The 20,825-nt window shown below is 62.3% G+C and carries 19 protein-coding genes; 6 read left to right on the top strand and 13 right to left on the bottom strand.

Annotated features, from left to right (window positions below; genetic code table 11):
- Nucleotides 1-1,165 precede the first annotated feature (1,165 nt).
- The 3 genes from LC039_RS20340 to repA all read right to left on the bottom strand — a co-directional run bounded on the left by LC039_RS20340 (nt 1,166) and on the right by repA (nt 4,870).
- Nucleotides 1,166-2,347, bottom strand: coding sequence for a helix-turn-helix domain-containing protein (locus LC039_RS20340; RefSeq protein WP_226627828.1), 1,182 nt, complete (start codon nt 2,345-2,347; stop codon nt 1,166-1,168).
- A gap of 331 nt (nt 2,348-2,678) precedes the next feature.
- Nucleotides 2,679-3,689: a plasmid partitioning protein RepB gene (gene repB / locus LC039_RS20335; RefSeq protein WP_226627827.1), complete on the bottom strand. Its 1,011-nt coding sequence runs from the start codon at nt 3,687-3,689 to the stop codon at nt 2,679-2,681.
- Nucleotides 3,689-4,870 (bottom strand): plasmid partitioning protein RepA, encoded by a 1,182-nt coding sequence (gene repA, locus LC039_RS20330; protein ID WP_092430647.1) that lies wholly within the window; start codon nt 4,868-4,870, stop codon nt 3,689-3,691. The genes repB and repA overlap by 1 nt, the downstream gene beginning before the upstream one ends.
- Nucleotides 4,871-6,174: 1,304 nt before the next feature.
- Here repA and LC039_RS20325 point away from each other — a divergent pair.
- Nucleotides 6,175-6,606 (top strand): hypothetical protein, encoded by a 432-nt coding sequence (locus tag LC039_RS20325; RefSeq protein WP_226627825.1) that lies wholly within the window; start codon nt 6,175-6,177, stop codon nt 6,604-6,606.
- Nucleotides 6,607-6,828: 222 nt separating this feature from the next.
- Here the strand turns inward: LC039_RS20325 and LC039_RS27080 are convergent, their stop codons facing one another.
- The 3 genes from LC039_RS27080 to LC039_RS20310 are packed head-to-tail and all read right to left on the bottom strand — an operon-like array spanning nt 6,829 to nt 7,481.
- A complete protein-coding gene (locus LC039_RS27080) occupies nt 6,829-6,984 on the bottom strand; it encodes a type II toxin-antitoxin system RelE/ParE family toxin (RefSeq protein ID WP_226627823.1) in 156 nt (51 codons plus the stop codon).
- Nucleotides 6,971-7,237, bottom strand: coding sequence for a type II toxin-antitoxin system ParD family antitoxin (locus LC039_RS20315; RefSeq protein WP_092430719.1), 267 nt, complete (start codon nt 7,235-7,237; stop codon nt 6,971-6,973). The genes LC039_RS27080 and LC039_RS20315 overlap by 14 nt, the downstream gene beginning before the upstream one ends.
- Nucleotides 7,238-7,262: 25 nt before the next feature.
- A complete protein-coding gene (locus LC039_RS20310) occupies nt 7,263-7,481 on the bottom strand; it encodes a hypothetical protein (RefSeq protein WP_226627822.1) in 219 nt (72 codons plus the stop codon).
- Nucleotides 7,482-7,903: 422 nt separating this feature from the next.
- Between LC039_RS20310 and LC039_RS20305 the strand changes: the two genes are divergently transcribed.
- The 3 genes from LC039_RS20305 (at nt 7,904) to LC039_RS20295 (ending at nt 10,464) form a co-directional block, all read left to right on the top strand.
- Nucleotides 7,904-8,299, top strand: a complete 396-nt coding sequence (locus LC039_RS20305) for a DUF3768 domain-containing protein (protein WP_226627821.1) — start codon at nt 7,904-7,906, stop codon at nt 8,297-8,299.
- Between the two features lie 353 nt (nt 8,300-8,652).
- Nucleotides 8,653-9,687 carry a toprim domain-containing protein gene (locus tag LC039_RS20300; RefSeq protein ID WP_226627917.1) on the top strand — a complete coding sequence of 345 codons (1,035 nt, stop codon included), beginning with the start codon at nt 8,653-8,655 and terminating at the stop codon, nt 9,685-9,687.
- A gap of 333 nt (nt 9,688-10,020) precedes the next feature.
- Complete coding sequence (locus LC039_RS20295; RefSeq protein ID WP_226627820.1) at nt 10,021-10,464, top strand: hypothetical protein; 444 nt, start codon at nt 10,021-10,023, stop codon at nt 10,462-10,464.
- Nucleotides 10,465-10,711: 247 nt separating this feature from the next.
- Here LC039_RS20295 and LC039_RS20290 read toward each other — a convergent pair whose 3' ends face one another.
- Nucleotides 10,712-11,899 (bottom strand): MFS transporter, encoded by a 1,188-nt coding sequence (locus LC039_RS20290; RefSeq protein ID WP_226627819.1) that lies wholly within the window; start codon nt 11,897-11,899, stop codon nt 10,712-10,714.
- Entirely contained in the window at nt 11,892-12,647 is a 756-nt protein-coding gene (locus LC039_RS20285) for a DeoR/GlpR family DNA-binding transcription regulator (RefSeq protein WP_226627818.1), read from the bottom strand. Before LC039_RS20285 ends, LC039_RS20290 begins: the two co-directional genes overlap by 8 nt.
- Nucleotides 12,648-13,835: 1,188 nt before the next feature.
- Here LC039_RS20285 and LC039_RS20280 point away from each other — a divergent pair.
- On the top strand, nt 13,836-14,336 hold the full coding sequence (locus tag LC039_RS20280) for a GNAT family N-acetyltransferase (protein WP_226627817.1): 501 nt from the start codon (nt 13,836-13,838) through the stop codon (nt 14,334-14,336).
- Nucleotides 14,337-14,810: 474 nt separating this feature from the next.
- Nucleotides 14,811-15,158 carry a multicopper oxidase domain-containing protein gene (locus LC039_RS20275; protein WP_413463853.1) on the top strand — a complete coding sequence of 116 codons (348 nt, stop codon included), beginning with the start codon at nt 14,811-14,813 and terminating at the stop codon, nt 15,156-15,158.
- Between the two features lie 67 nt (nt 15,159-15,225).
- Here the strand turns inward: LC039_RS20275 and LC039_RS20270 are convergent, their stop codons facing one another.
- The 5 genes from LC039_RS20270 to LC039_RS20250 all read right to left on the bottom strand — a co-directional run bounded on the left by LC039_RS20270 (nt 15,226) and on the right by LC039_RS20250 (nt 20,766).
- Complete coding sequence (locus LC039_RS20270; RefSeq protein ID WP_226627816.1) at nt 15,226-16,749, bottom strand: multicopper oxidase family protein; 1,524 nt, start codon at nt 16,747-16,749, stop codon at nt 15,226-15,228.
- Between the two features lie 52 nt (nt 16,750-16,801).
- Nucleotides 16,802-17,155 (bottom strand): hypothetical protein, encoded by a 354-nt coding sequence (locus LC039_RS20265; RefSeq protein ID WP_226627814.1) that lies wholly within the window; start codon nt 17,153-17,155, stop codon nt 16,802-16,804.
- Between the two features lie 168 nt (nt 17,156-17,323).
- Entirely contained in the window at nt 17,324-17,761 is a 438-nt protein-coding gene (locus LC039_RS20260; protein ID WP_413463852.1) for a c-type cytochrome, read from the bottom strand.
- Nucleotides 17,758-20,229: a heavy metal translocating P-type ATPase gene (locus LC039_RS20255; RefSeq protein ID WP_226627812.1), complete on the bottom strand. Its 2,472-nt coding sequence runs from the start codon at nt 20,227-20,229 to the stop codon at nt 17,758-17,760. Before LC039_RS20255 ends, LC039_RS20260 begins: the two co-directional genes overlap by 4 nt.
- A gap of 105 nt (nt 20,230-20,334) precedes the next feature.
- Nucleotides 20,335-20,766, bottom strand: coding sequence for a c-type cytochrome (locus LC039_RS20250; protein WP_226627811.1), 432 nt, complete (start codon nt 20,764-20,766; stop codon nt 20,335-20,337).
- Nucleotides 20,767-20,825: the final 59 nt, after the last annotated feature.

The raw sequence follows: 20,825 nt of genomic DNA, 5'->3' as shown, positions 1-20,825 counted from the left end.
GTTGGTGGCTTGGGAGCACAAGACTTTGGTATCCGAACTGGGAACCAATCGACTAGGAAGTACCAAGAGTTCTTGGAGAAATAGCTTGGATGTAACTCGATCTCGAAGCACGGCACTGCGTACCATTCTTGGTTAAGCCAACACGCAGCCGGCTAGGGCCGAGAACCGGCGCTAGTCGGAGAGCCGGGTGCTATTGCCCACCGGGCAAAGGCTAACTTCAGGCCGACAGCGCTTTTTGGCTGAATTCATATTTTCCAGATGACTCTGACCTGTCACAGCAGAGGGCTTTTTTTGAGACGTTAGGGCACTCTTCACGAGTTCTGAGATTTTCACCAAGCTACAGTTATCGAGCTTCCCGAGATTGGTTCACGCACGGACGTATGACGCCCCCCAGCGGGCGCAAAATCGACGTCGTCTCCAAGGGGTTCCCCGAAGTAGATCCTGAGCCTACGATTTGGTTGGGTTTCATTCGGACGAAGTCAACATGGCGCCGCCGTTATCAATCAACGGTATGGGACTTCGAAAGGGCCAAAACATATCAAAGCCAAGCTGCTTGATCCTTCAAGCTATTGCCCACCGGGCAATAGGGCTTTTCGTGTGCTTACTGAGCGCTCGCAGGGTCTTAAGGTGAGCGCCACTTGATCTAAACGTGGGGTTCGAAGTTCAGTGAAAACCAAGACTGTTTGGCTGATCGGTAACCGCAACCTCCTGTCTGAGAGTGCTAGCCGACAGGAAGTTTTCTCGGTCGGCCACCCTACGGTTCCTCGCTTTGATTGCCTGTTGCCCAGTGGGCAATAGCTACGGTATTCCCGAACTCGCATGGGCGCACCTAAGCCAGTCTAATACCGTTAAGACCAAGGACCGGCTTGGCTTAAAGGCATGTAGAACCTTTCCTGAAGTGGGAGGTGGCACTCTCAGCCACGTAAAACAATTCACGACTAGGTGCCTGAGACACGTGCAAACTGCACGCTGGAAGTCAGTTTTCTGACATTGGGAAGGAGCTTTAGGGCGACATAAGCCTCGACCACCGCAACTCGTCCGGTCCTACTGAAGCAGAAGGGTTGCTTTGTGTCCGAGCGGCTTTCGGGACACTCAGCAAGACGGACACTTAGAGTCGCGACAGTTGTCTCCATGGCTTCCCCGGCAGGCACGGGTCAGAGTTAAATCATGGGTAGCCCGCAGGCATACTCTGCACGATAGCCACTTCGAAGTAGCGCTGTGGATTGCTGATAGTCTCTACCCGAGTGATCATCTGGTCGAAAATATCAACGAGCCTGTGCAGACCTAGACGTTGGAGAATTACTGTGTATGGCGCGTTCTTTATGCCAAGGCTTACCCCTAATCCATAGAGAGCTTCGACCAAGCCTACGTCACTTGGTTCCGCCTCGGGAAGGAAGCTCGCGGCATGAGGATTTCTTCTCAGCAAATCGGCGTAGGTTACTCCAGGCGAGTTCTTCGCCTTTCGTAGCTGCGTATGTTTTTTTCTCAAAGTTTGTGACTCTACTTGGCGGGTAATTCGTCCGTCGCTGGCGGGCAAATCACCGGTTTTTGCGTCATCCTTTCGAGGCATGGTTCCTGAACATTCTGTTTTGTTGAGGTGTTCGACAACCGGTCTAGTGTTGCCGGCGTGCAGGCCGCATGTCTTCGAGGTGGCGTGATCCTGCCGTGCGGGGCAGGGCGCTTTAAGCAGGTTGAGCAGTCGATCTCGGGCTGCCGCGATCTGAGGAACGGTCGTGCTCTTCCGACGAAGAAAGTTGGTGAGGCCATTGAGGAAGCTCTGGGTGGAAGCATCGAAAGGCATCTCCAAATCGAGAAGGCGTCGGCGCAAGGAAAAGGCTTCGCTGCGCAAGTTCCGTCGCAGCTGGTCTTCCTCTCTAATCTTGGTGGCTATGCCCTGCAAATGCTCAGCAGCTTGGAACAAAGGTCGAAGGTCGATTCCGAAGGCGTCGACTACGACGCCGGCACTCTTTAGAGGGAAACGCTTGCCGGTCGCGCTATCTTTCCGGCGGACGAGACCGCGGTCTACCAGTTTGCGAATGTGTCGCCTTAGGTTGCTTTCATCCATGCCTTCAGTCCGTTCGCAAATGGAGGCGTTCGATGCATAGCAGATGAGTAGCATTTCATGCGTAGCGGGCACTTCTGTGCCGTTGCCGTCCTTCAAGGGAAGGAAGGTTAGCATTGCTCGCAGAGCTGTTAGGTCGCCTGGATTGAGCGCAAGCGCTTCTGCGGAGGCCTTGACTAGGTCGAAGAGGGACCAGCGCCGGATCGGGCGGAAAACCGGCCCCATGCTTTGGACGCAGTTCTCCCGCGCCCCGGCATTGAATGCCGCGGATTTTATGGATTCCATGTCATTTCAGACGGCAAAAGCTACCCGTTCACCGAAATCGGTGTTGTCAGTGAATCTGATTTCGGGTATCTGTTAGTTGCTACACAGAACAGAAGCCCTCTGAAGACACTGTCTTTGGGGGGTTTTCTTTTGCTGGGGTCTGCTCCTTTTTCTGCTCGTTTACCTCAACCCGGTGCCTGGCCGGGCGCTCTTCTTCTCCGAAAGTTGCTATTGCCCGGTGGGCAATAGCCAATGCAATGCAGGATTTGCCTTTCGGACAACTGCCGCCAAGTCCTTTCCAAGTCGGAAAGGAAGCCCTGAATGCAGGTAAAATCCGTTCGTAATCAATGAGTTAGGCGTTATCATTTTGCCACTCCTGATATATTCTTTCGAGGTTTTCTTCGAGATGCTGTAGGAAAGCCTCTGGCGCGTTGCGATGCGCCTTGACGGTGAGTGAGCGCGGAGTTCGATCGAGCTTGAAATTTCCGTTGCCGATCTTCACATCTGGGGCTGGGGCCGCGTGTTCGATACGTCGTGCTTGCCGCAGCAAAACTAGTAGCTTTTTCAGTCGCTCGTGGCTTGGCAACTCCTCGTCAATCATCTTGAGGAGACGGGCTTGACCGGGAGCGTCATCGCCCGAGAGTGCGTTGCGCAACTCTTCCCACGGCCGTCGACCTGCGCCATGTGCCGCCCCTATCGCGGCGATGACATCGCGTGGGACATCGCGGATGACACCGCGCATTTTCGACGCCTGCGTTTTATCGATGTCTAGCGCCTTCTGTATCGTGGAGAGGCTGTAACCCGCTTCCGTGACCTGGGCCACGAATAGAGCCTTCTCGATATAGCTGTTTTCGAGGCGCGCCGCGTTCTCAAGTCCTTGTGCGATCAGCGCGTCTTCATCACTGATGTCCACGACCATTGCGCGAACATCAATACCGAGCTGGCGGCAAGCCATGATACGCCGCCGCCCATAGACCACTTCGAACCGGTCCCCCGCCACCCGACGCAACAGGACAGGCACCTGCTGCCCGTTTACGCGGATCGAGTCCTTAAGTCCGTCGAGTTCTTCAGAAACATCGAGCCGGTCCTGGAAACGTGAGCTGTCCACCCGATCCGGATCAACATCCTGCATTGTACGCAGCATCTGTTCTTGGAATGACTTCCTGAAGATCTCTACGTTGGGGTTGCTCCGCTTGCCTGGCGTGCTCGCTGCTGCGGGCTTCTGATCCCGCTGAGAAGCCGAGGCGGCTGGCGGGGCAGGGGGCTCCGAAATAGTTTCGTCTGCGCGCGGTTCCTGCTGCTCTTGTTTGGAGCCGGACATGGCCTCACGAAGTGTGCTCGAAAAGACGTTTTTGCGTACCATCAGGTTCGTCCCCATGCTTTTCGCAAGTCTGCCTCGACCTCGTCAGCCATGCCAGAGATTGAGGCCATGACCCGGTCGTAAGTCGATTTGGTGATGTCTCGCGGCTCGACCTCAAATAGCGGCTGTTTGGTGTTCGCGGCATCGCCGATCGCAGTGGATTTGAGGAATTCGTTGTTCATGACCGCATCGCCAAGAACGGTGCGCATGAAAGAGGCCACCTGCAGCTGAGGCTGGTCACCGGTCTCATATCTGGTGATCATGAACCTGATGAAATCGTAGGTCTTATCTTGATCCTGCTCCTCGACGACGGCCATGAGCTCGGCCGCCATCGTCATAAAGGTCGATAGCGACATCACGTCCAGCATCGACGCTGTGAGCGGAATGATCATCCCACTTGATGCGAAGAGGGCAGAGATCACCGCGAATGAAAGCTGAGGCGGGGTGTCGAAGAGGACAATGTCATAGTCATCGCGCACTTGGCTGAGCCCCTCCGCCATCCTGCTGTGGAACGGAGAACTGGTGCCGCCATCGCGGAAGGAGAGAGCAGTCTCATACTCGAACTCGATGATGTCCATAGACGCCGGGATGATGTCTATGCCCGGGAAGTAAGTCTTCCGGATCACATCGCGCACTGGCAACGGGTTCTTGTAGCTGATGACGTTATAGGAACTCGGCATGTCCGGCATGGCCTCGGGGGTGAGGCCGAAAAGGTTCGTCAGAGAGGCCTGAGCGTCGAGGTCGACCGCAAGCACCCGATACCCCCGGAGAGCAAGGATTTCCGCGAGGTGGACCGTCGAACTTGTCTTGCTGACCCCGCCCTTCAAGTTGAAGACTGTGATGGCCTTCATCTCCTCGCCCGGTTGGCGGCGACGGTACTCCTTGATGCCGATCCGGCCTTCTTTCCATAGGAACTCGCGGATCTCCTGCATCTCCTCGGCGGTGAAATACCGGCGATTGCCGTTGACCAGCTTGCCCGTGGGCATCTGGTCGGCATAGGTCTTGATGTAGTGCCGGAATGTGTTGGGATTGACGCCGATGAGGTCGCCCACTTCCTTCATTGAGTAGGAACGGAGCGTCTTCTGCGCATCCGGTGGGAAGATTTCGGCCGTGTGGTCTTGCAAGCTCTTAATGAGCTTGGAAGCGTAGTTCTCCAGCCTCTGCGAGCCTCGAATACCGCTCATGCTGCCCTCGACGTTCTTATATCATTGAGACCTGCTTATCACCTTCTCACTGAATTTCCACCATTTTCTGTTGGAGGCGGGGGCGCAGCGATAAGTCGACCTGACAGTAATATGATGATTCTATTTTGTTAATCAGTGGTTTAACCTTATTTTCCTGCTCTGCAGGCGACGCCGACAGCGTTATCCACAGCCATGCAAGTGACGTAAACTCGCATCACTAGAGCGTCCCGACAGTCCTTTTTCGATTCTCTGTGAAGGCCGTGAACGGGAAGGGTGCCGGCCTGTTGGTGCTTCCGTGCGCTTGCCCTTCGCGCTCTCCTGCGCCACACGAGCATTTGGCTAGCCCGCCTGCGTGGCGCAGGAGAGCGCGAAGGGCGAGACCATCCTACTCTTGGACTAAGCCATCTTGGGCAGGCGGATCGTCAGCTCTCGGTCGTCCGGGCACATCTCACAATGGTATCGGATCATCGCGTCGGCAGTGCGGAAGCATTTGGGCTGTCCAGCGACCGTGTACACGGGGAGTTCAGTCTTGCCGTCACCGGTAACTCCGATCACATACCACAGTGTCCTCTTTGTCTTGGCCTCTATCCGAGGGTCATACTGTAGTCGCCCCCCCATGTTGAGGAACTTGCGGACGGCGTTCCCAAGTAGAATCTGTGCAACGCGCCTTTTTGGGAGGCCTGAGAATTGCGCCATAATCTGCTCCTTTATTTCCGGTTCTTCTGATCGCGCGCATGGAGGAAAACCATGGCAGGATAAGCTCATCGCCTCGGCTACCGCGAGGGGCACGCGGATGGCTGGTGGTGCGTCGCAAAACGGGATCGCAAGGCATTCAGTTTGCAACGTAGTTCCCGGGCTGCTTTCGTTTTCCGGTTTCGGCGCGAACGGGTAATCTCTAGGAAGAATCATCTTTGAGTTGAACCTCGAGTTGAGGGAATCGGCGAAAAGACGCCAATCAGCGTCACATATAACATTCTGGTTTTCTTACGTATTTATGGATTTTCCGCGATTGTTTACCACCGGTGCGTCCTTCGCCCAAGGGAGAGCGGACTCTGTCGCGCACCAGTCGCTTGAGCCGCAGGCGGCTAGGCACCAGGTGTGACGCTGTAGGTGCGCAGGGCATCGTGATCCTGGCTTTGTTTGGCGGAATGCCTTCGTTTCGGGGCCACGGGGTGGTCAAGGCTCAGTCTATCGGCGAGATGTTTGAGCGAAGCCCGGACCGAACGCAGGTGTCGCCGGAGAGTGCCGCCTGGAAGGTGCAGTGGCGGCGGACGAGGCATTCCGCGCCGAAATAATTTGAAGAGTTGATCGGCGTGACCGTGCGCCGTGACTACATAAGGAGCGAAGTCGTGACGCGTCCCGTCCATTTGGCCCTGTCCTTGGTGTTCTTGGCGCCACTTGCTGTGGAGGCCGAGACCTGCATTGAGCCGGTGAAGCCTGAAGCGAGCTACCTCCACGACGCCGGATATTCCGGCAATGAAATCCATGCCGAATTCGAGATGTATTTCCGTGAGGTCGAAGAGTTTCTCAACTGCTGGAACCAAGTCACGGCTGACGTGCACGAAGACGCCCGCGCGGCGGCCTACGATTTGCACGACGCTTTGCGGCGATACCCAAGTGGCCGGGATGCCAAGGACGCAGTCGCAGGTCTGGGCGGCTTCATCGCCTCTGACGCGCCGATGATCGACACAGGGCAACTGATCCTGTCAGTTGAGGGGCAGGGGGCGGGCGAATGAACTTCGGCACACATCGCCGACACCGGGGCTAACGGGCCCAGAACGCATCGAGCGTTGAAACGCTCAAGCACCGGCGGTACCTTGGCCAAGCCAAATGGCGGGCGGCATCCATGCGGCCATGTAGGATGCGCAGGACGAAAATGCCGTCCGACGTCGGTTGGTCGTATATAGCATGGGACACGTTCTCGTAACGGTGCAGCCCGCAGCGTACATAGCCGAGGTCTACAGCGAACCCGGATCCTCCGCCGCCGTCGCGATTTTCGCGGCGAGGCTCTTTGCGTAGCGTTCAGCTTGAGCAGCGCCGAAGTGTTCGGCTCCATAGCGATAGATATCGATAAGGTCCCGCTCCGCCGCCCTTGATAGTTCAGTTGTCGCCACGCAGGAGGCCTTTTTGGCGTGCTTCTTGTCGTGCAGCTTCGAGGACTTCCGCGACGGAGCGGTCACTCACGCCGCTTTCTTCTGCACGATCGAGCAGCGCGCGAAGCTCGTTAATCGCGGCTTCCCTGCGTTCCTGGTCGCGGCGAACGAGATCGCGGAAATACTCGCTGACGTTGCCATAGCGGCCGGTGCTGATCTGGGCCTCTACCCACTCATTCATCTGGGCGGGCATCGAGATGGTCAGTCGAGACATGGCGAACTTCCTTTCATAATAGATCTTAATAGTTCGCATCTATGTGGGCTTTTTCAACCCCAATGTTCTGCTTGCTCGGCGGTGTTGGCAAACCGCTGAGTTGCGACCGCTCGGCGCGACCAAGCCCGAGCGCGGTATGCCTTGTGGGAATCCCGGGGAAGGTCGCGGACCGGATGATCGCGGTTTTCAGGTTTATGGTTCTGCTGCTGCGCTTGCGAAGTTTCGCCTGGAAGATGTCGAACAACTGATGGAAAGGGCGGCGCCCATCGGTCCCGAGGGGATCTGAGTTGAGAGCCGCGCGGGGCGCGCGTCTCGCATGATCTCGAAAGTCAGGGCAGGGGATCGACGGGCTGCGCCCTCTCACCCCGGCCATGGCATGTTTCAGTTCCTGTCCGCCAACAGACCTGCTCCGGAAAGTCAAAAGACAAGCGCCGCGCGCCGCGCGTCGTCTCCGCCGCGGACCGTGTCCTCGGCCTGCGTCCTGCGGGCCGCACCATCCCCGTCTTCGATCCTTTGACTGTCCGGCTCAGGCCCGTGGACCGGGCTTCGCCCACCCCACTCTGTTCCGCCGAAAACATGGTTTTCGTCAAATCAGAGTGGCGAGGCCGAGCCCACCGGCGGGACGCAGGCACCAAGCCCGAACCGCCTCAGAAAATAGGAGCCGATATGGTTGAAGAGCACAGTGTACCCCAAGAGCAAGCGGGCAACGATCCCGATGTGATCGCCCGGCAGGTTGCGGCGGCAAATGACGCATTTCGCGCCGCGATGATCCGGGGCGGACATCCGGTCTATCAGGGGCGGGTTCTTTGCACCTGTGGTGTCGCCGAAGAAGGACTGGACTTCGTGACCCGTGCCCAGATCGCCGTGGCCGCGTTTGCGGAGTTCACCGAGGACAATGACCCCTATGGGGATCACACCTTCGGCGCGGTCACCATCGCGGGCAAGGTGGTCTGGTGGAAGATTGATATCTTCGATGCGGACTACGCCTATGGCGCCGGAGATCCATTGGACGATGCGCAAACGCGCCGCGTGCTGACCCTGCTCTTCCCGAGCGAGTATTGATCATGGGTTCTGAAATGAAGGCGCGTCTCTTGGTCGAGGCCTGGGCGCTTCTCAGGAAGGGCGATCGCTTTGGCATCGGACGCCGCTTCCTGATCCAGCACGGGGCCGTCTGAGCCCTTCGCCTCAGCCCCGTTAGGGCGGAGGCAGACCTACCTGAATCCTTCAACGCGAACAAGGCGTCGAGCGCCGAGGCGATCTCGCATGGCCCCACGAACGTGTCGATCGTGGCGTCTGCTTGCCGCTGAGGCAGTAGGGGTCAGCGGATTTCCGCGGCGCCAGATTTTAGCGTCTCCTCAGAGGCTTGCATATCCATGTCGCTCGGGGAATACCTACACGCAAAGGTTGATTTTGCCATGAATACAGAAACTCAGGAGCTGCTGCGCGAGCTGGCACAGAATGCCGAAAGCGTGTGCCGTCACTATCTCTCCGCCGGGCGGCGCGAAGGCGGGTACTGGCTGGTTGGCGACCTGCAGAACACGCCCGGACGCTCGCTCTACGTGCGCCTTACCGGCCCTGAGGAAGGCAAGGGGGCACGCGGCCGCTGGACCGATGGCGCGACCGGCGAATACGGCGACCTGCTCGACATCATCAAGGCGCGGACTGGGATCGCCTGGTTTCCCGATCTGCTGGCGGAGGTCCGGGCACACCTCGGGCGGCCCATGCCGGCGGCGCATCCGAGCACGCCTCGAACGCGCAAAAGCGCATCCGGCAAACGGATATCCGCAACGCGTCTCTATGAGGGGTCGGTTTCACTTTCAGGGAGCCTGGCAGAAACCTACCTCCAGCGCCGTGGCATCACCCGCGCAGCGTCCGCGACAGCGCTGCGCTTTCATCCGCGCTGCTGGCATCGCGATCACGACGAGGCCGGATCCAAGCCGCGTCCCGCGCTGATCGCGGCGGTGACCGACAGGGCAGGGCGCCTTCGCGGCGTACATCGCACCTGGCTGGCAGAGGATGGATCGGACAAGGCGCCCGTCGAGGTGCAACGCCGGGCCATGGGGGAACTTCTGGGCAATGCCGTCAAGATCGACGACCCGGGCGAGTGCCTTGCGATCGGTGAAGGTCTCGAGACCATGCTGTCGCTCCGCGAAGCCCTCCCGGGTCTTCCGGTCTGGGCTGCGCTTTCTTCTGCGCACCTCGGCGCCGTCGACTTGCCCGAAGGGATCCGCCAGCTCTACATCGCGCGAGATCTCGACGATGCCGGCCAGGCCGCGGCAGACAAGCTGAGCGCGCGGGCCAGAGAAGCAGGCATTTCGGTTTCAGTGCTCGAGCCCCGCCTAGGGGATTTCAACGATGACCTGCAGGAGGATGGCGCAGCCGCGCTGCGGCAGCGGCTTCTTGGTCAGCTCGAGCGCGCCGATCTGGCGCGCATCGCGCTAAAGAGCTGAGAGGGCGGCCCTGAGCGTTGCGCATCAAGTGGCCGGCATTGCGTCACCGCGTGAAACCAGCTGGTGCGCGGAGTTATCCACATTGACGGTGGGCAACTACGTGGATGGGAGCCTCGAAGTTCTTTACGTGCAAAGGCGCAACCTACAGTGCTCAATTTCTGGGCATCCCGGTCCGGGGCTTGCACGCATACCGCGGCGCCAGGGAATTCTTACCGGCGAGTACTCGCCAGTCGGCCCCGACATTTGAGCACCGTCTATGGAATCTCTTGTTATGCCGCAGCGCAGCGAACACACTTGTTGCCATTCCCTTACCCCGCATTCGAGGAGATCAGCATGGGAACCCAAGCAGCCTTCGGAAAGGCTCCATACAGCATGTCGGCGCCCTATGACGCAGAAGCTGTCATGTCCGGCTTCGCCGCTTTCTCGGAGTTCCAAGGCAAGTTCGCGAGCCTCGCGCTGGAAGCCGCATCTCTGTCGACGGATGTTTTCGCATCGTCGACCAAGAAGGCGTTGAGCAATCTTAGGGCTTTGTCCGGAGTCCGGGAACGGTCCGAGTATGGTCCAGCGATTGCGGAGTTCTCGCAGGCACAGGCCCAACTCGCTCAGGACATGGCTGCTGCACTTGCCGAGGTCATGAAGGGCTGCGGGACAGCGATGAGCGAGTTGACGGCCGAGGCGACTGACGAGGCTACCGAGGCCGTGTCGCAAGCGGCGAAGGCGCAGAATCCCGATGCGGCACCCTCAAAGCCAGTCGGTACGGCCTCTACACCGGTTTGACAGCGGCGGCGCGTGGAGTCCGCCATCGGTTCAGAAGCGCGATCTGGCACCCTTTTGCCTGACGTCTTGCCGTTTGCGTGCCATTGAGGTTGGCGAGACGCGCGCACATTGTGCCGTGCTCACATTCATGTCGACCGGACCAGGCCGTGCAGCGACAGGGGCCCGGATCTAAGGATCCTCTTTGAGATTTCCGCCGACCCTGTCGAGCAATATGTGCGCGAGCCGAGCAGTGCGGTCGCAAACCTCTTCAGGCGCGGCCACCTTCTCCAGGCAAAGCATCCGGTGAGTTCCGGGTCGTGCCGAGCGCTCCAGCGCAGATCGCGATCAGAAGCGCCGCGCCGCCGACCATGGCGAAGGGTGCCCGCAGCGAGGTCGCATGCGCGATGAAACCGATCAGCGGCGGTCCGAAGAGCATGGCACCATAGCCCAGCGTTGCGACCGAGGCGATGGCCTGCCCGGCGGGCACCATGGGATCATTCGCGGCGCGGGAAAAGGCCATGGGGATCACCGCGGCATAGCCCATGCCCATCAAGATGAACCCAGCGAGAGCGATCGGCAGCGCGTCGGTGCCGGCGCAGATCGCGTAGCCCGCCGCGGCAAGAAGCCCGCTGCCGCGCGCGACCGTTATTGCGCCGAAGCGGGTGATGAGGGTGCCGATGGTCAGCCGCATGATGACCATGGTGATGGAAAACGCTGCATAGCCGAATGTCGCCTGCGCTTCGGGCGTGCCCAGCGTGTCGGTCAGGAAGACCGCGCTCCAATCCACCGCCGCGCCTTCGCCCAAGCCCGCCGCCAGAGCCATGACCGCCACCAGGAGCAGCGATCCGCGCGGCACCGCGAAGATCGGCGCGCGAGGCTCGCCCGCCTGTGCCAGGCGCATCTGCGATTGCCAGGGCAGGCGCAGGAACGGCCCGAAGAGCACCGCAGAGAGCACCGCGGCCAGCGCAAAATGCACCCCGGTCGAGGCGCCTGCGAGGGTTGCCAGATAGCCGCCGCCGGCGCCGAGCCCTGCGCCGAGACTCCACATCGCGTGGAAGGACGACATGACCGAGCGTTTCATGTGGCGCTCGACCTCGCTGGCCCAGCTGTTCATAGCTACATCCATCGAGCCGTGGCACATTCCGAAGAAAAAGAGCGCAGCGGCGAGCATGGCCAGCGACTGCGACAGCCCCAGGAAGATCACCGACCCGAGGTAGGCCAGCGCGATCCAGCGCGTCAGCCGGACCGCACCGAACCGGTCGGAGAGCCGCCCGGCGAGCGGAAACGAGGTCAGGGCCCCGGCACCCATGACCAGCAGGAGGCTGCCGAGCGTTCGCTCGTCGGGGCCAAGCCGGTCGACGAAGGCGGGAATGCGTGAGGCCCAGCATCCGAGCAGAACGCCATTCAGGGCAAATGCGGCGGCTACCGCCCGCCAGGGGGTTCTCAGCTCAGGCATGACAGATTTCGACCCCTTGCTCTTTATATAGGGTGACGCTCTCCGGGCTGGCATTGGTGATCAGCATGTCGAGGTCCTGGCAGTTAAGAACGCGGTGACGGCTGCGCCGCCCCAACTTGTCCGCGCCGGCCAGGGCAATGGACCGGTGGCTTGCCGTGGCCATGGCGCGCTTCACCTCGGCCTCACCGAGATCATCGGCGCCCAGGCCAAAGGCCGGATCGAGACTACAGGTCCCGAGAAAGGCGATGTCCGCCGCGACGTCGGAAAGCGCCGTGACAGCGCCATGGCCGACGGAAATTGCACCGCTCGGCGACAACCGTCCCCCGACAAGCTGCGTGTCAATGCCCGCCGCAAGGCAGGCCAGCGCCACCGCCGGAGCCGGGGTAACCACAAGGCTGTTCGGCAGGCTTGGTAGGATTTGCGCCAGCGCGTGAACCGTTGCCCCGCCGTCGAGCAGCAGAACCATGCCATCTTCGATCAGCGGCAGAGCTCTTGATGCAAGAGCGTCGTGGCCTGGCGCGGCCAATGCCACGCGCTGCAGCGCGGTGCCGGAGGGGCGGCTCACGGGCATTGCCCCGCCGCGCACGCAGCGCGCGACACCTTCTGCCTCAAGGGTCTTCAGGTCACGACGTACGGTGTCGATCGAAACCGCAAATTCCTGAGAAAGCGCGGAGAGCTCGAGCGTCTGACCGCGTGTCAGACGCGCGCGGAACGCATCTTGCCGCGCATCGGGAAGGGTGAGGGCCATGTGCCAGCCTGCGGGTTGATTCCACAATTTGCAAGCATATGCAGAATTATGCTGTGTTGTGCAACATAGTGCGGTGAATGTGCTTTGTCCTATCGGCGCAAGGGGAGTTTTTCACGCATTGCCGAGTGTTGGTGATGGCAGATCGACACGGCGCAGAGGGTGCGGGTTTGGCCCGAACGTGTGGCTCGGCTACCGGATTTCTTTGGCCTCATTGAGCTTGGCGAGATGGAGGCACATGGTGCTCAACTCGTTCTCGAGTGACTTCATCTCACGGCGGGACCGTGACCTGTCGCGCTGTCTGAGCTCCCAGAGACAGTGCCGAATTTGCGCACGGAGCCTCTCCGCGCGATAGGCGGCAAGGCAGGTCACGTTTTCGGAGCCGGGCGTCATGCGTATAGAGCTAGAGAAAGTGTGGCCCGTCGGCAATTCTTTGTCACGCGGATCGGAGGCCTAGGCAACTCCCGGCCGCCCCCGGTCGCGTGCAACTGCCCGCGACCGGGGACACCCAGGATCGGGCCCTAGGAACGCCCCGGCGTTGCCGGCGCGCTCCCCGAGCCTTGCCCCCTGATCTCCCTGCCGGCCGAGTGCGATGCGTCCGGTCTCTACGAGCCCGGCCGCGTCGCGCCGACATGGTCGATGCAGCGGGCAAGTCTCGTCCCTTCGGGTGACGGTCTTCCCTCGCGATGCTCGGCCTGTTGCGAGGTCAGATAGTCAGCGGAATGTCGGGAATTTTTATTCGGATTAAAAAGTTGGAGAGCCGCGCGGGGCGCGCGCCTCGCATGATCTCGAAAGTCAGGGCAGGGGATCGACGGGCTGCGCCCGCTCACCCCCGCCCTGGCACGATCCAATTGGTTGTCCGCCAACAGACCTGCCCCGGAAAGTCAAAAGACAAGCGCCGCGCGCCGCGCGTCGTCTCCGCCGGGGACCGCGTCCTCGGCCTTCGGCCTGCGGGCCGCACCATCCCCGTCTGCGATCCTTTGACTGTCCGGCTCAGGCCCGTGAAGCGGGCTTCGCCCACCCCACTCTGTTCCACCGAAAACATGGTTTTCGTTAGAGTCGCCGCCTCTGGTCGGGCTGGCTATGGCGAAGCGGCCCTTTGCTGCCGCTGGTGGGAGGGTCCACAGTGCGGGACCTTGCAGTCATTGATCCGTGATGAAGGTCCTGTAACCAAGGGCAAAAGGCTTGCAGATGACCACGATCCCGACGCTGACCACTCCCCGCCTGACCCTACGCCCTATGCGGGCAGGAGACTGGAATGGCTACTATCGCCTTATGGCGTCAGTTCGCTCCATCTACATGGGTGGTCCCTTCTCCACTTCGGCGGCTTGGGGGATGTTCTGCGCCGATCACGCCCAATGGAACCTATTCGGGTGTGGAGCGCTCATGATCGAGAACACGGCCAGCGGCGAATGTCTCGGGCAAGTGGGGATTAATTCAGGGCCATTGTTCCCGGAGTTCGAGCTGGGATGGTTGCTTTACCCGGCTGCCGAAGGACACGGTTTCGCATTCGAAGCCGCATCCGCTCTGCGAGCATGGAGCCTCGATGTCAGGCACATCGAAACGCTGGTGAGCTACGTTGATCCTGAAAATGTAAGATCATCCAGATTGGCAGAACGGCTCGGTGCGACGCTGGATACCGACGCACCGCGGCCTGATCCGTCGGACCTAGTCTATCGGCACTACGGTTAAGGGCCGCATCGGGCTTGGAAGGGCCGATCGCTGCGGTCAGTACCGACGCCCGGTTCGAGAAACATGGCCATTCGCCGAACCGGCGCTGAACTCACCAACTGCGGGACAAAGCTGCCGTTTGCTGCACCTGCGCGATCTGAATGCCGCGCTTGCAAGCCCTGCATTGGGTCAGGACAACCGTAAGCATGGCGCAGTTCAGCAGACACCGGGCGCTCACAGACCGCCAGATCGACCGCGCGCTTGCCCGTTTTCGAGAAACCCGACGAGAACATCGCAACCGAGGAAGTCGCTTGCGTTTCGTTCGGCTCACTATACTGCTCATGACGACCTTCCCCCGGCCTCTCACGACCTTCGCCGGATCCCTTTGCTCCTCACGCATGACAGTGCTTGTTGCGAAAGGAAGTACGCGGGCTTTCGCATTCGGACGGGGTTTGCGTGCGGTCTTCTGCCTCCTGCACCAGCGCCGAAAGACTAATGCTGCGTGTGGGTTTCCAGCAGCTGTTGCGATGCGGACTGTTCTGGGCGCTGGCGGGCCATGTGGGACGCGGCGACGCCCCCCTCGCCCGCGACGTAGGTGGCAAAACCGCGCGCATCCGGCTGGTCAATGACACCGTGTTCCCGCATGCGATGCATCTGCATGGCATGCATTTCCGGACAGTCGCGGTGGACGGCTTGGGCCCGATGCGAGACACGTTGCTGGTCATGCCACAGGAAAGCGCGGAGATCGCCTTTGTCGCCGACAACCCCGGGAAATGGCTGCTGCATTGTCACATGCTCGGCCATGCCGCCTCGGGGATGACGAATTGGATCGAGGTGGCCTGACGCCACCTCGCAGATTGTATGGCGGACCGGCGGCGCGCGGAGTTTCACCGCGCCGCCGGTCACATGCTCAGGCCGTGGCCCGCACCTGAAGCTCGGTCATCATGCCTGTCGCCAGATGCCCCATGTGATGGCAGTGCATCATCCAGCGGGCCGCCTCGCCCGTCTCGAAGGCGACCGTCACCGAGCCCATCGCCGGTACGAAGACCGTGTCACGGAGCGCGCCCTGCACAGGCTGATCTCCGACCGCGACCACTTGGAAGACATGGCCATGCAGGTGCATCGGATGCGCCATCATCGACATGTTGTGGAACATCATCTCGATCCGCGCGCCCTGGGGTACCGTGATTGGCCTGTGATCCTCCCAGACGGCGTCGTTGATCGTCCAGACGTAGGGGTCCATCGTGCCACCGAGCATCACCATCTGGCGAACATCCGGCTCCCGGGCCACGATGGGCGAGACGGCGCGCAGGGCAAGCTCCTGCCGCATGTCGCCCGCGACGGGCGGGGTTTCGGTCTCGGCACGGGTCGGCAGGCGCGGCACCGCGGCGCCCTGGGGTGCGAGGATGAGCCCGGTCTGTTCGTGCGCCCCCTCGCGAAGCGCGATTACCGGCTGGGCGATCCCGTCACCGGGCATGTCGAGGTCGATCTCCATGCGCTGGCCTGAGGCGATGGGAAAGCGCGTGCCGGGCAGCGGCGCGACCGCGTCGCCGTCCACCGCGACCAGCCGAGCTTGCAGTTCGCCGGTGTCGATCCAATAGGCAGTCATCGATGAGCCGTTGATGATCCGCAGCCTCACCTGGCCGTTACGCTCGACCGTCACGATCTCGGGATCGTCGAGCGTGCGGTCGTTGGTGAGATAGGCGTCGAAGTCGAAATCGTTGAGATCCATCGGCATCTCGGCCATGCCGCCCATACCGGACATGTTGCCCATGCCGGACATGCCCCCCGTCTCTCCCAAGCCCGACATTGCGCCCATCGGGGCCGCGGACTCGCCGTGGTGCATGGCCCCATGGTCCATCGGGGCTGGCGCATGCGCCCCGCCATGGTGCCCGCCGGTGCTGCCGGAGGCCTCGGCCAGCACTTCCTCGGGGGATTTGAAACTGAAATCGTGCAGGAACATCACCACCTCCTGCCGGTCGGCAGCGACATCTTCGGCGCTGCGCACGATCAGCGGGGCTGCGAGCATGGCGATCTCCTGCTGCGGGATGTGGCTGTGCATCCAGAAAGTGCCGGGGCGCGGGGCAAAGTCATAGGCGCGGTGCTCGCCGACCTTCAGCATCGGGTTGGTGTTGGGCGCACCGTCCTGTGCGTTGGGCGGGATCTGCCCGTGCCAGTGGGTGATCGTCTCCACATCGAGGCCGTTGGCCAGGTCGACGGCGAAGCGCTGGCCCGGATCGAGGGTCAGCCCTTGGCCACCCGTGCCATTGGTCAGCCCCATGACAGTGGCGGCACGGCCATTCACCTCGATAGTGCGGGTGCATGCGGTGAGGGATAGCCGGTCGGTCGCCGCCCGCGCCCTTGCGGGCAATAGCAGCGAGGCAGACATGGCGGCAGAAGCGGCCAGAAAGCCGCGGCGGGAATATCGGGTCATGATGATCTCCGGAAATTGAGGTTTCGCAATGCGGGACTGGGTCCCGTGGAGATCAGTTTCGGGGAGGGGGCGATGAGGGCGCGAAATCCTGAGACGACAGGGAGACATCGACGCGCGATGCCGTGACCCGCGAGACATGCGCCTTGCCCGGTCCAGTCAGATCGCCGATGCGGGCCGCGTCCACCGGCAGGCAATGCGCCTCGCACATCTGCGCGTGGGTTTTGTCGTACATCTCGCCATGGTTCAAAGCGGCTTGGTGCGCGGAGTTGGGCTGGTGCGCCTCCATGCTGGCATGGTGATCGCAGCACAGCGCACTGAACGCCATGGCGCGCACCGGACCTGCCGGCAAGGCGGTCCAGACCCCAAGCAGGGTCAGCAGTAGAAGGCGAAGCACGAGCCGTGTCATGGCGCAACGCTACGCCTTTCGCGGGTCGGCGTCAGATCACGTTCGCGGCATGGGGGTGTGGTCTGCGCGGAGGTTCGCGAGGTCAATGCGACCGCGATGAGGGCGAGCACGGGGGAGTTTGCCGTGAGAGCCAAGGGCCCCTGTGGGACGGTGCCAGGACCACGCGCGTTATCCGGGCGATGCGGAGATCTCCGCCTGATGCTCGCGCAGTTCCTCGGGCCAAGTCGACTTGATGTAGGTGAAGATGGCCTCGATCTGCGCGTCTGTAAGCTGATCGCCGAAGCCCGGCATGTTGCTCTCATAGCCGTTGCCGACCACGGCGGCGGTGCCGAGCTTGGTGATCCGGAAGAGCACCTCGTCGGGATGATGCCATGTGTGGCCGGAGGCGTCATGCGGGGGCGCCGGGAGGCGCCCGTCGGGACCGGGGCTACGCCAGTTCGGCTGTCCCTCAAGGTTCGCTCCATGGCAGGCGGCGCAGGTCTCGGCATAGAGCGCCTTACCCTCGGCGATCTGCGACTTCTCCGCCGGGGCGGTTTCGGCCCCGGCGAAGACAAACCAACCCGCCAGCGCAACCAGCGTCAGCACGACCAGACCCAGCCACCTCACAGCTTCACCCCGCGCAGTCGCAGCGCGTTGCCGATCACCGAGACCGACGACAGGCTCATCGCCGCCGCCGCCACGATGGGCGAGAGCAGGATGCCGAAGAGCGGGTAGAGGATGCCCGCCGCCAGCGGCACCCCCGCCGAGTTGTAGACGAAGGCGAAGAAGAGGTTCTGGCGGATATTGCGCATGGTCGCCTCGGCGAGGTGGCGCGCCCGGACGATGCCGCCGAGATCGCCCTTCACCAGCGTGATGCCCGCGCTCTCCATGGCGACGTCCGCGCCGGTGCCCATGGCGATGCCGACGTCGGCGGCGGCCAAGGCCGGGGCGTCGTTCACCCCGTCGCCGGCCATGGCGACCGAGAGCCCCTCGCGGCGCAGTTTCTCGATCAGCGCGTGCTTGTCCTCGGGGCTGACCTCGGCATGCACCTCGTCGATATTAAGCTCCCGTGCGACCGCCTCGGCCGTGGCCTTCGCATCGCCGGTGGCCATGACGATGCGCAGCCCGGCCTCGTGCAGGGCGCGGATCGCCTCGGGCGTGCTCTCCTTCACCCGGTCGGCGACCGCGACCAGCCCGGCGGCGCGACCATCTACGGCGACGAACATTGCGGTCTTGCCGTCATTCTGGAGCACGCTCGCCCGGTCCTTGAGCGGGCCGAGGTCCACACCTTCATCCGCCATCAGCGCCGCATTGCCGAGGGCCACGCGCTGTCCGCCGACGCTGCCGGTCACGCCCTTGCCGGTGACCGCCTCGAAGTCCGAGGACTCGCGCTCCGGCGCCCCGCTTTCTCGCGCGCCAGCGGTGATCGCCTCGGCCAGCGGGTGCTCGGATCCGCGCTCCAGCGCGGCGGCGAAGGCGAGCAACTCGGTCTTCTCCATGCCCCCTGCGGGCTCGGCGTCGGTCAGCGTCGGCTTGCCCTCGGTCAATGTGCCCGTCTTGTCGACCACCAGCACACCCACCTTCGAGAACCGCTCCAGCGCCTCGGCGTCGCGGATCAGCACCCCCGCCTGAGCGCCGCGCCCGGTGGCCACCATGATCGACATGGGCGTCGCGAGGCCAAGCGCGCAGGGGCAGGCGATGATCAGCACCGAGACGGCTGCGACGAAGGCATAGGAGAGCGCCGGGGACGGCCCAAAGACCGTCCACGCGAGAAAGGCCAGTACAGCCACGCCCACGACGGCGGGAACGAAATAGGCCGCCACCCGGTCGGCCATCGCCTGGATCGGTGCGCGCGAGCGCTGCGCCTTGGAGACCATCTCGACGATGCGCGACAGCGTGGTCTCGGAGCCGACATTCTCGGCCCTCATCAGGAAGCTACCGGTCTTGTTGAGCGTGCCGCCGGTGACCGGCTCGCCCTCGGTTTTCTCCACCGGCACCGGCTCGCCGGTGATCATGCTTTCGTCCACCGAAGAGCGTCCCTCGGTTACCACGCCGTCCACCGGCACGCTCTCGCCGGGACGCACGCGCAGGACGTCGCCCGAGGCGACCTCATCCAGAGGCACGTCCTCCTCCGACCCGCCCGTCACCCGCCGCGCCGTCTTGGGCGCGAGATCGAGAAGCGCGCGGATCGCGTCTCCGGTGCGCTCGCGCGCGGCCAGTTCCATGACCTGTCCGACCAGCACCAGCACGAGGATCACCGCTGCCGCCTCGAAGTAGACCGGCGTCATGCCCATCTCGTCGCGCATCGCCTCGGGGAAGAGTTCGGGCGCCAGCAGGGAAACAATGGAAAAGACATAGGCCGCCCCGGTGCCGAGCGCGATCAGCGTCCACATGTTGGGCGAGCGGTTGACGATCGAGGCCCAGCCCCGCTTGAAGAACGGCCAGCAGAGGATCACCACCGGCGTCGCCAGCGCGAACTGCAGCCAGCCAAAGAGCGTATGTCCGGTCCAGTCGGCGAAGGGGATGCCGATGTGCGCTCCCATCTCCAGCACGAAGACCAGCGCCGCCAGCGGCGCAGTGATCTTCAGGCGGCGCTTGAAGTCGACGTATTCTGGGTTCGGGCCGCTGTCTGCCGTGGGGGTCATCGGCTCCAGCGCCATGCCGCACTTGGGGCAGTCGCCGGGCGCATCGCGGATGATCTCGGGGTGCATCGGACAGGTGTACTTCGTGCCCTCGGGCATCGGCTCCGGCGCGGGGCGGTCGCCGAGATAGGCTTCAGGCTCCGCCTCGAACTTCGACTGGCATCGCTCGGAGCAGAAGTAGACCTTCTCGCCGTCATGCTTGAGCATATGGGCGGCCGTGGAGCGGTCGACCTGCATGCCGCAGACAGGGTCGGTCGCGGTGAGATAGGCGCCGGGATCGGCGCGGAACTTCTCGCGGCAACCTTCGGAGCAGAAGTGGTACACATGCCCGGCGTGTTTGAGGCTGGGCTTGCCCGCCTCCGGGTCTACGGTCATGCCGCAGACCGGATCGCGGGTCGCCGCCTCAGCCGCGCCATCTGGCGCGGCGGCATGTGTATGGTGAGCATGGGCCATGGGAACCTCCCGGCGAGGGTGTCAGTGTCCCACGATGATTTGGGCTTCCAGTAGGGGGAAGGTCAAGAAATTCCCTCGACCCGCCGATCCTAACCGCAAGAGGCCCTACTCGCGGTAGTCCGCGTGGCAGGCCTTGCAGGCCCCGCCGAGGTCACGCAGCGCGGGGCCGAGATCGCCGGGCTGTGCCACTTCCAGAGCAGCGGACCGCTGATGCAGATCGTCAGCCTTGGCCGCAAAATCCTCCCAGCTTTGCCAGATCGCGGGACGGGCCTCGGACTTCTCAACGATCACCTCTTCCTCGAAATGGGCCAGGATCTGCGCGGCCTCCTCGCTCAGACGGTCCAGCGCGGCCTGCGCGGCTGCCGCATCGAACGCCTGCTGGCCCTTGGCCATCGCACCCAAGATCTTGAGCTGGGTGCTGAGTGTCTTCATCCCCTCCATGCGGGCAAGGACGGTTTCGTTCTCTACGCCACCATGGGCAAGCGCCGCGCCGGCGGCGGTGACGGCGATCATCGCAGCAAGTACTTGGGTCTTCATCCTGTCTCCTCGTTGGCGGACCGGGCTCGCTGGCCCGGTCTCTTTATCTCAGTCGTTCT

The organism is Alloyangia pacifica, from assembly GCF_020524285.1.
Taxonomy (GTDB): Bacteria; Pseudomonadota; Alphaproteobacteria; order Rhodobacterales; family Rhodobacteraceae; genus Salipiger; species Salipiger pacificus_B.
Note: the sequence above shows the minus strand (reverse complement) of the source record. Positions and strands in the feature narration are given on the sequence as shown.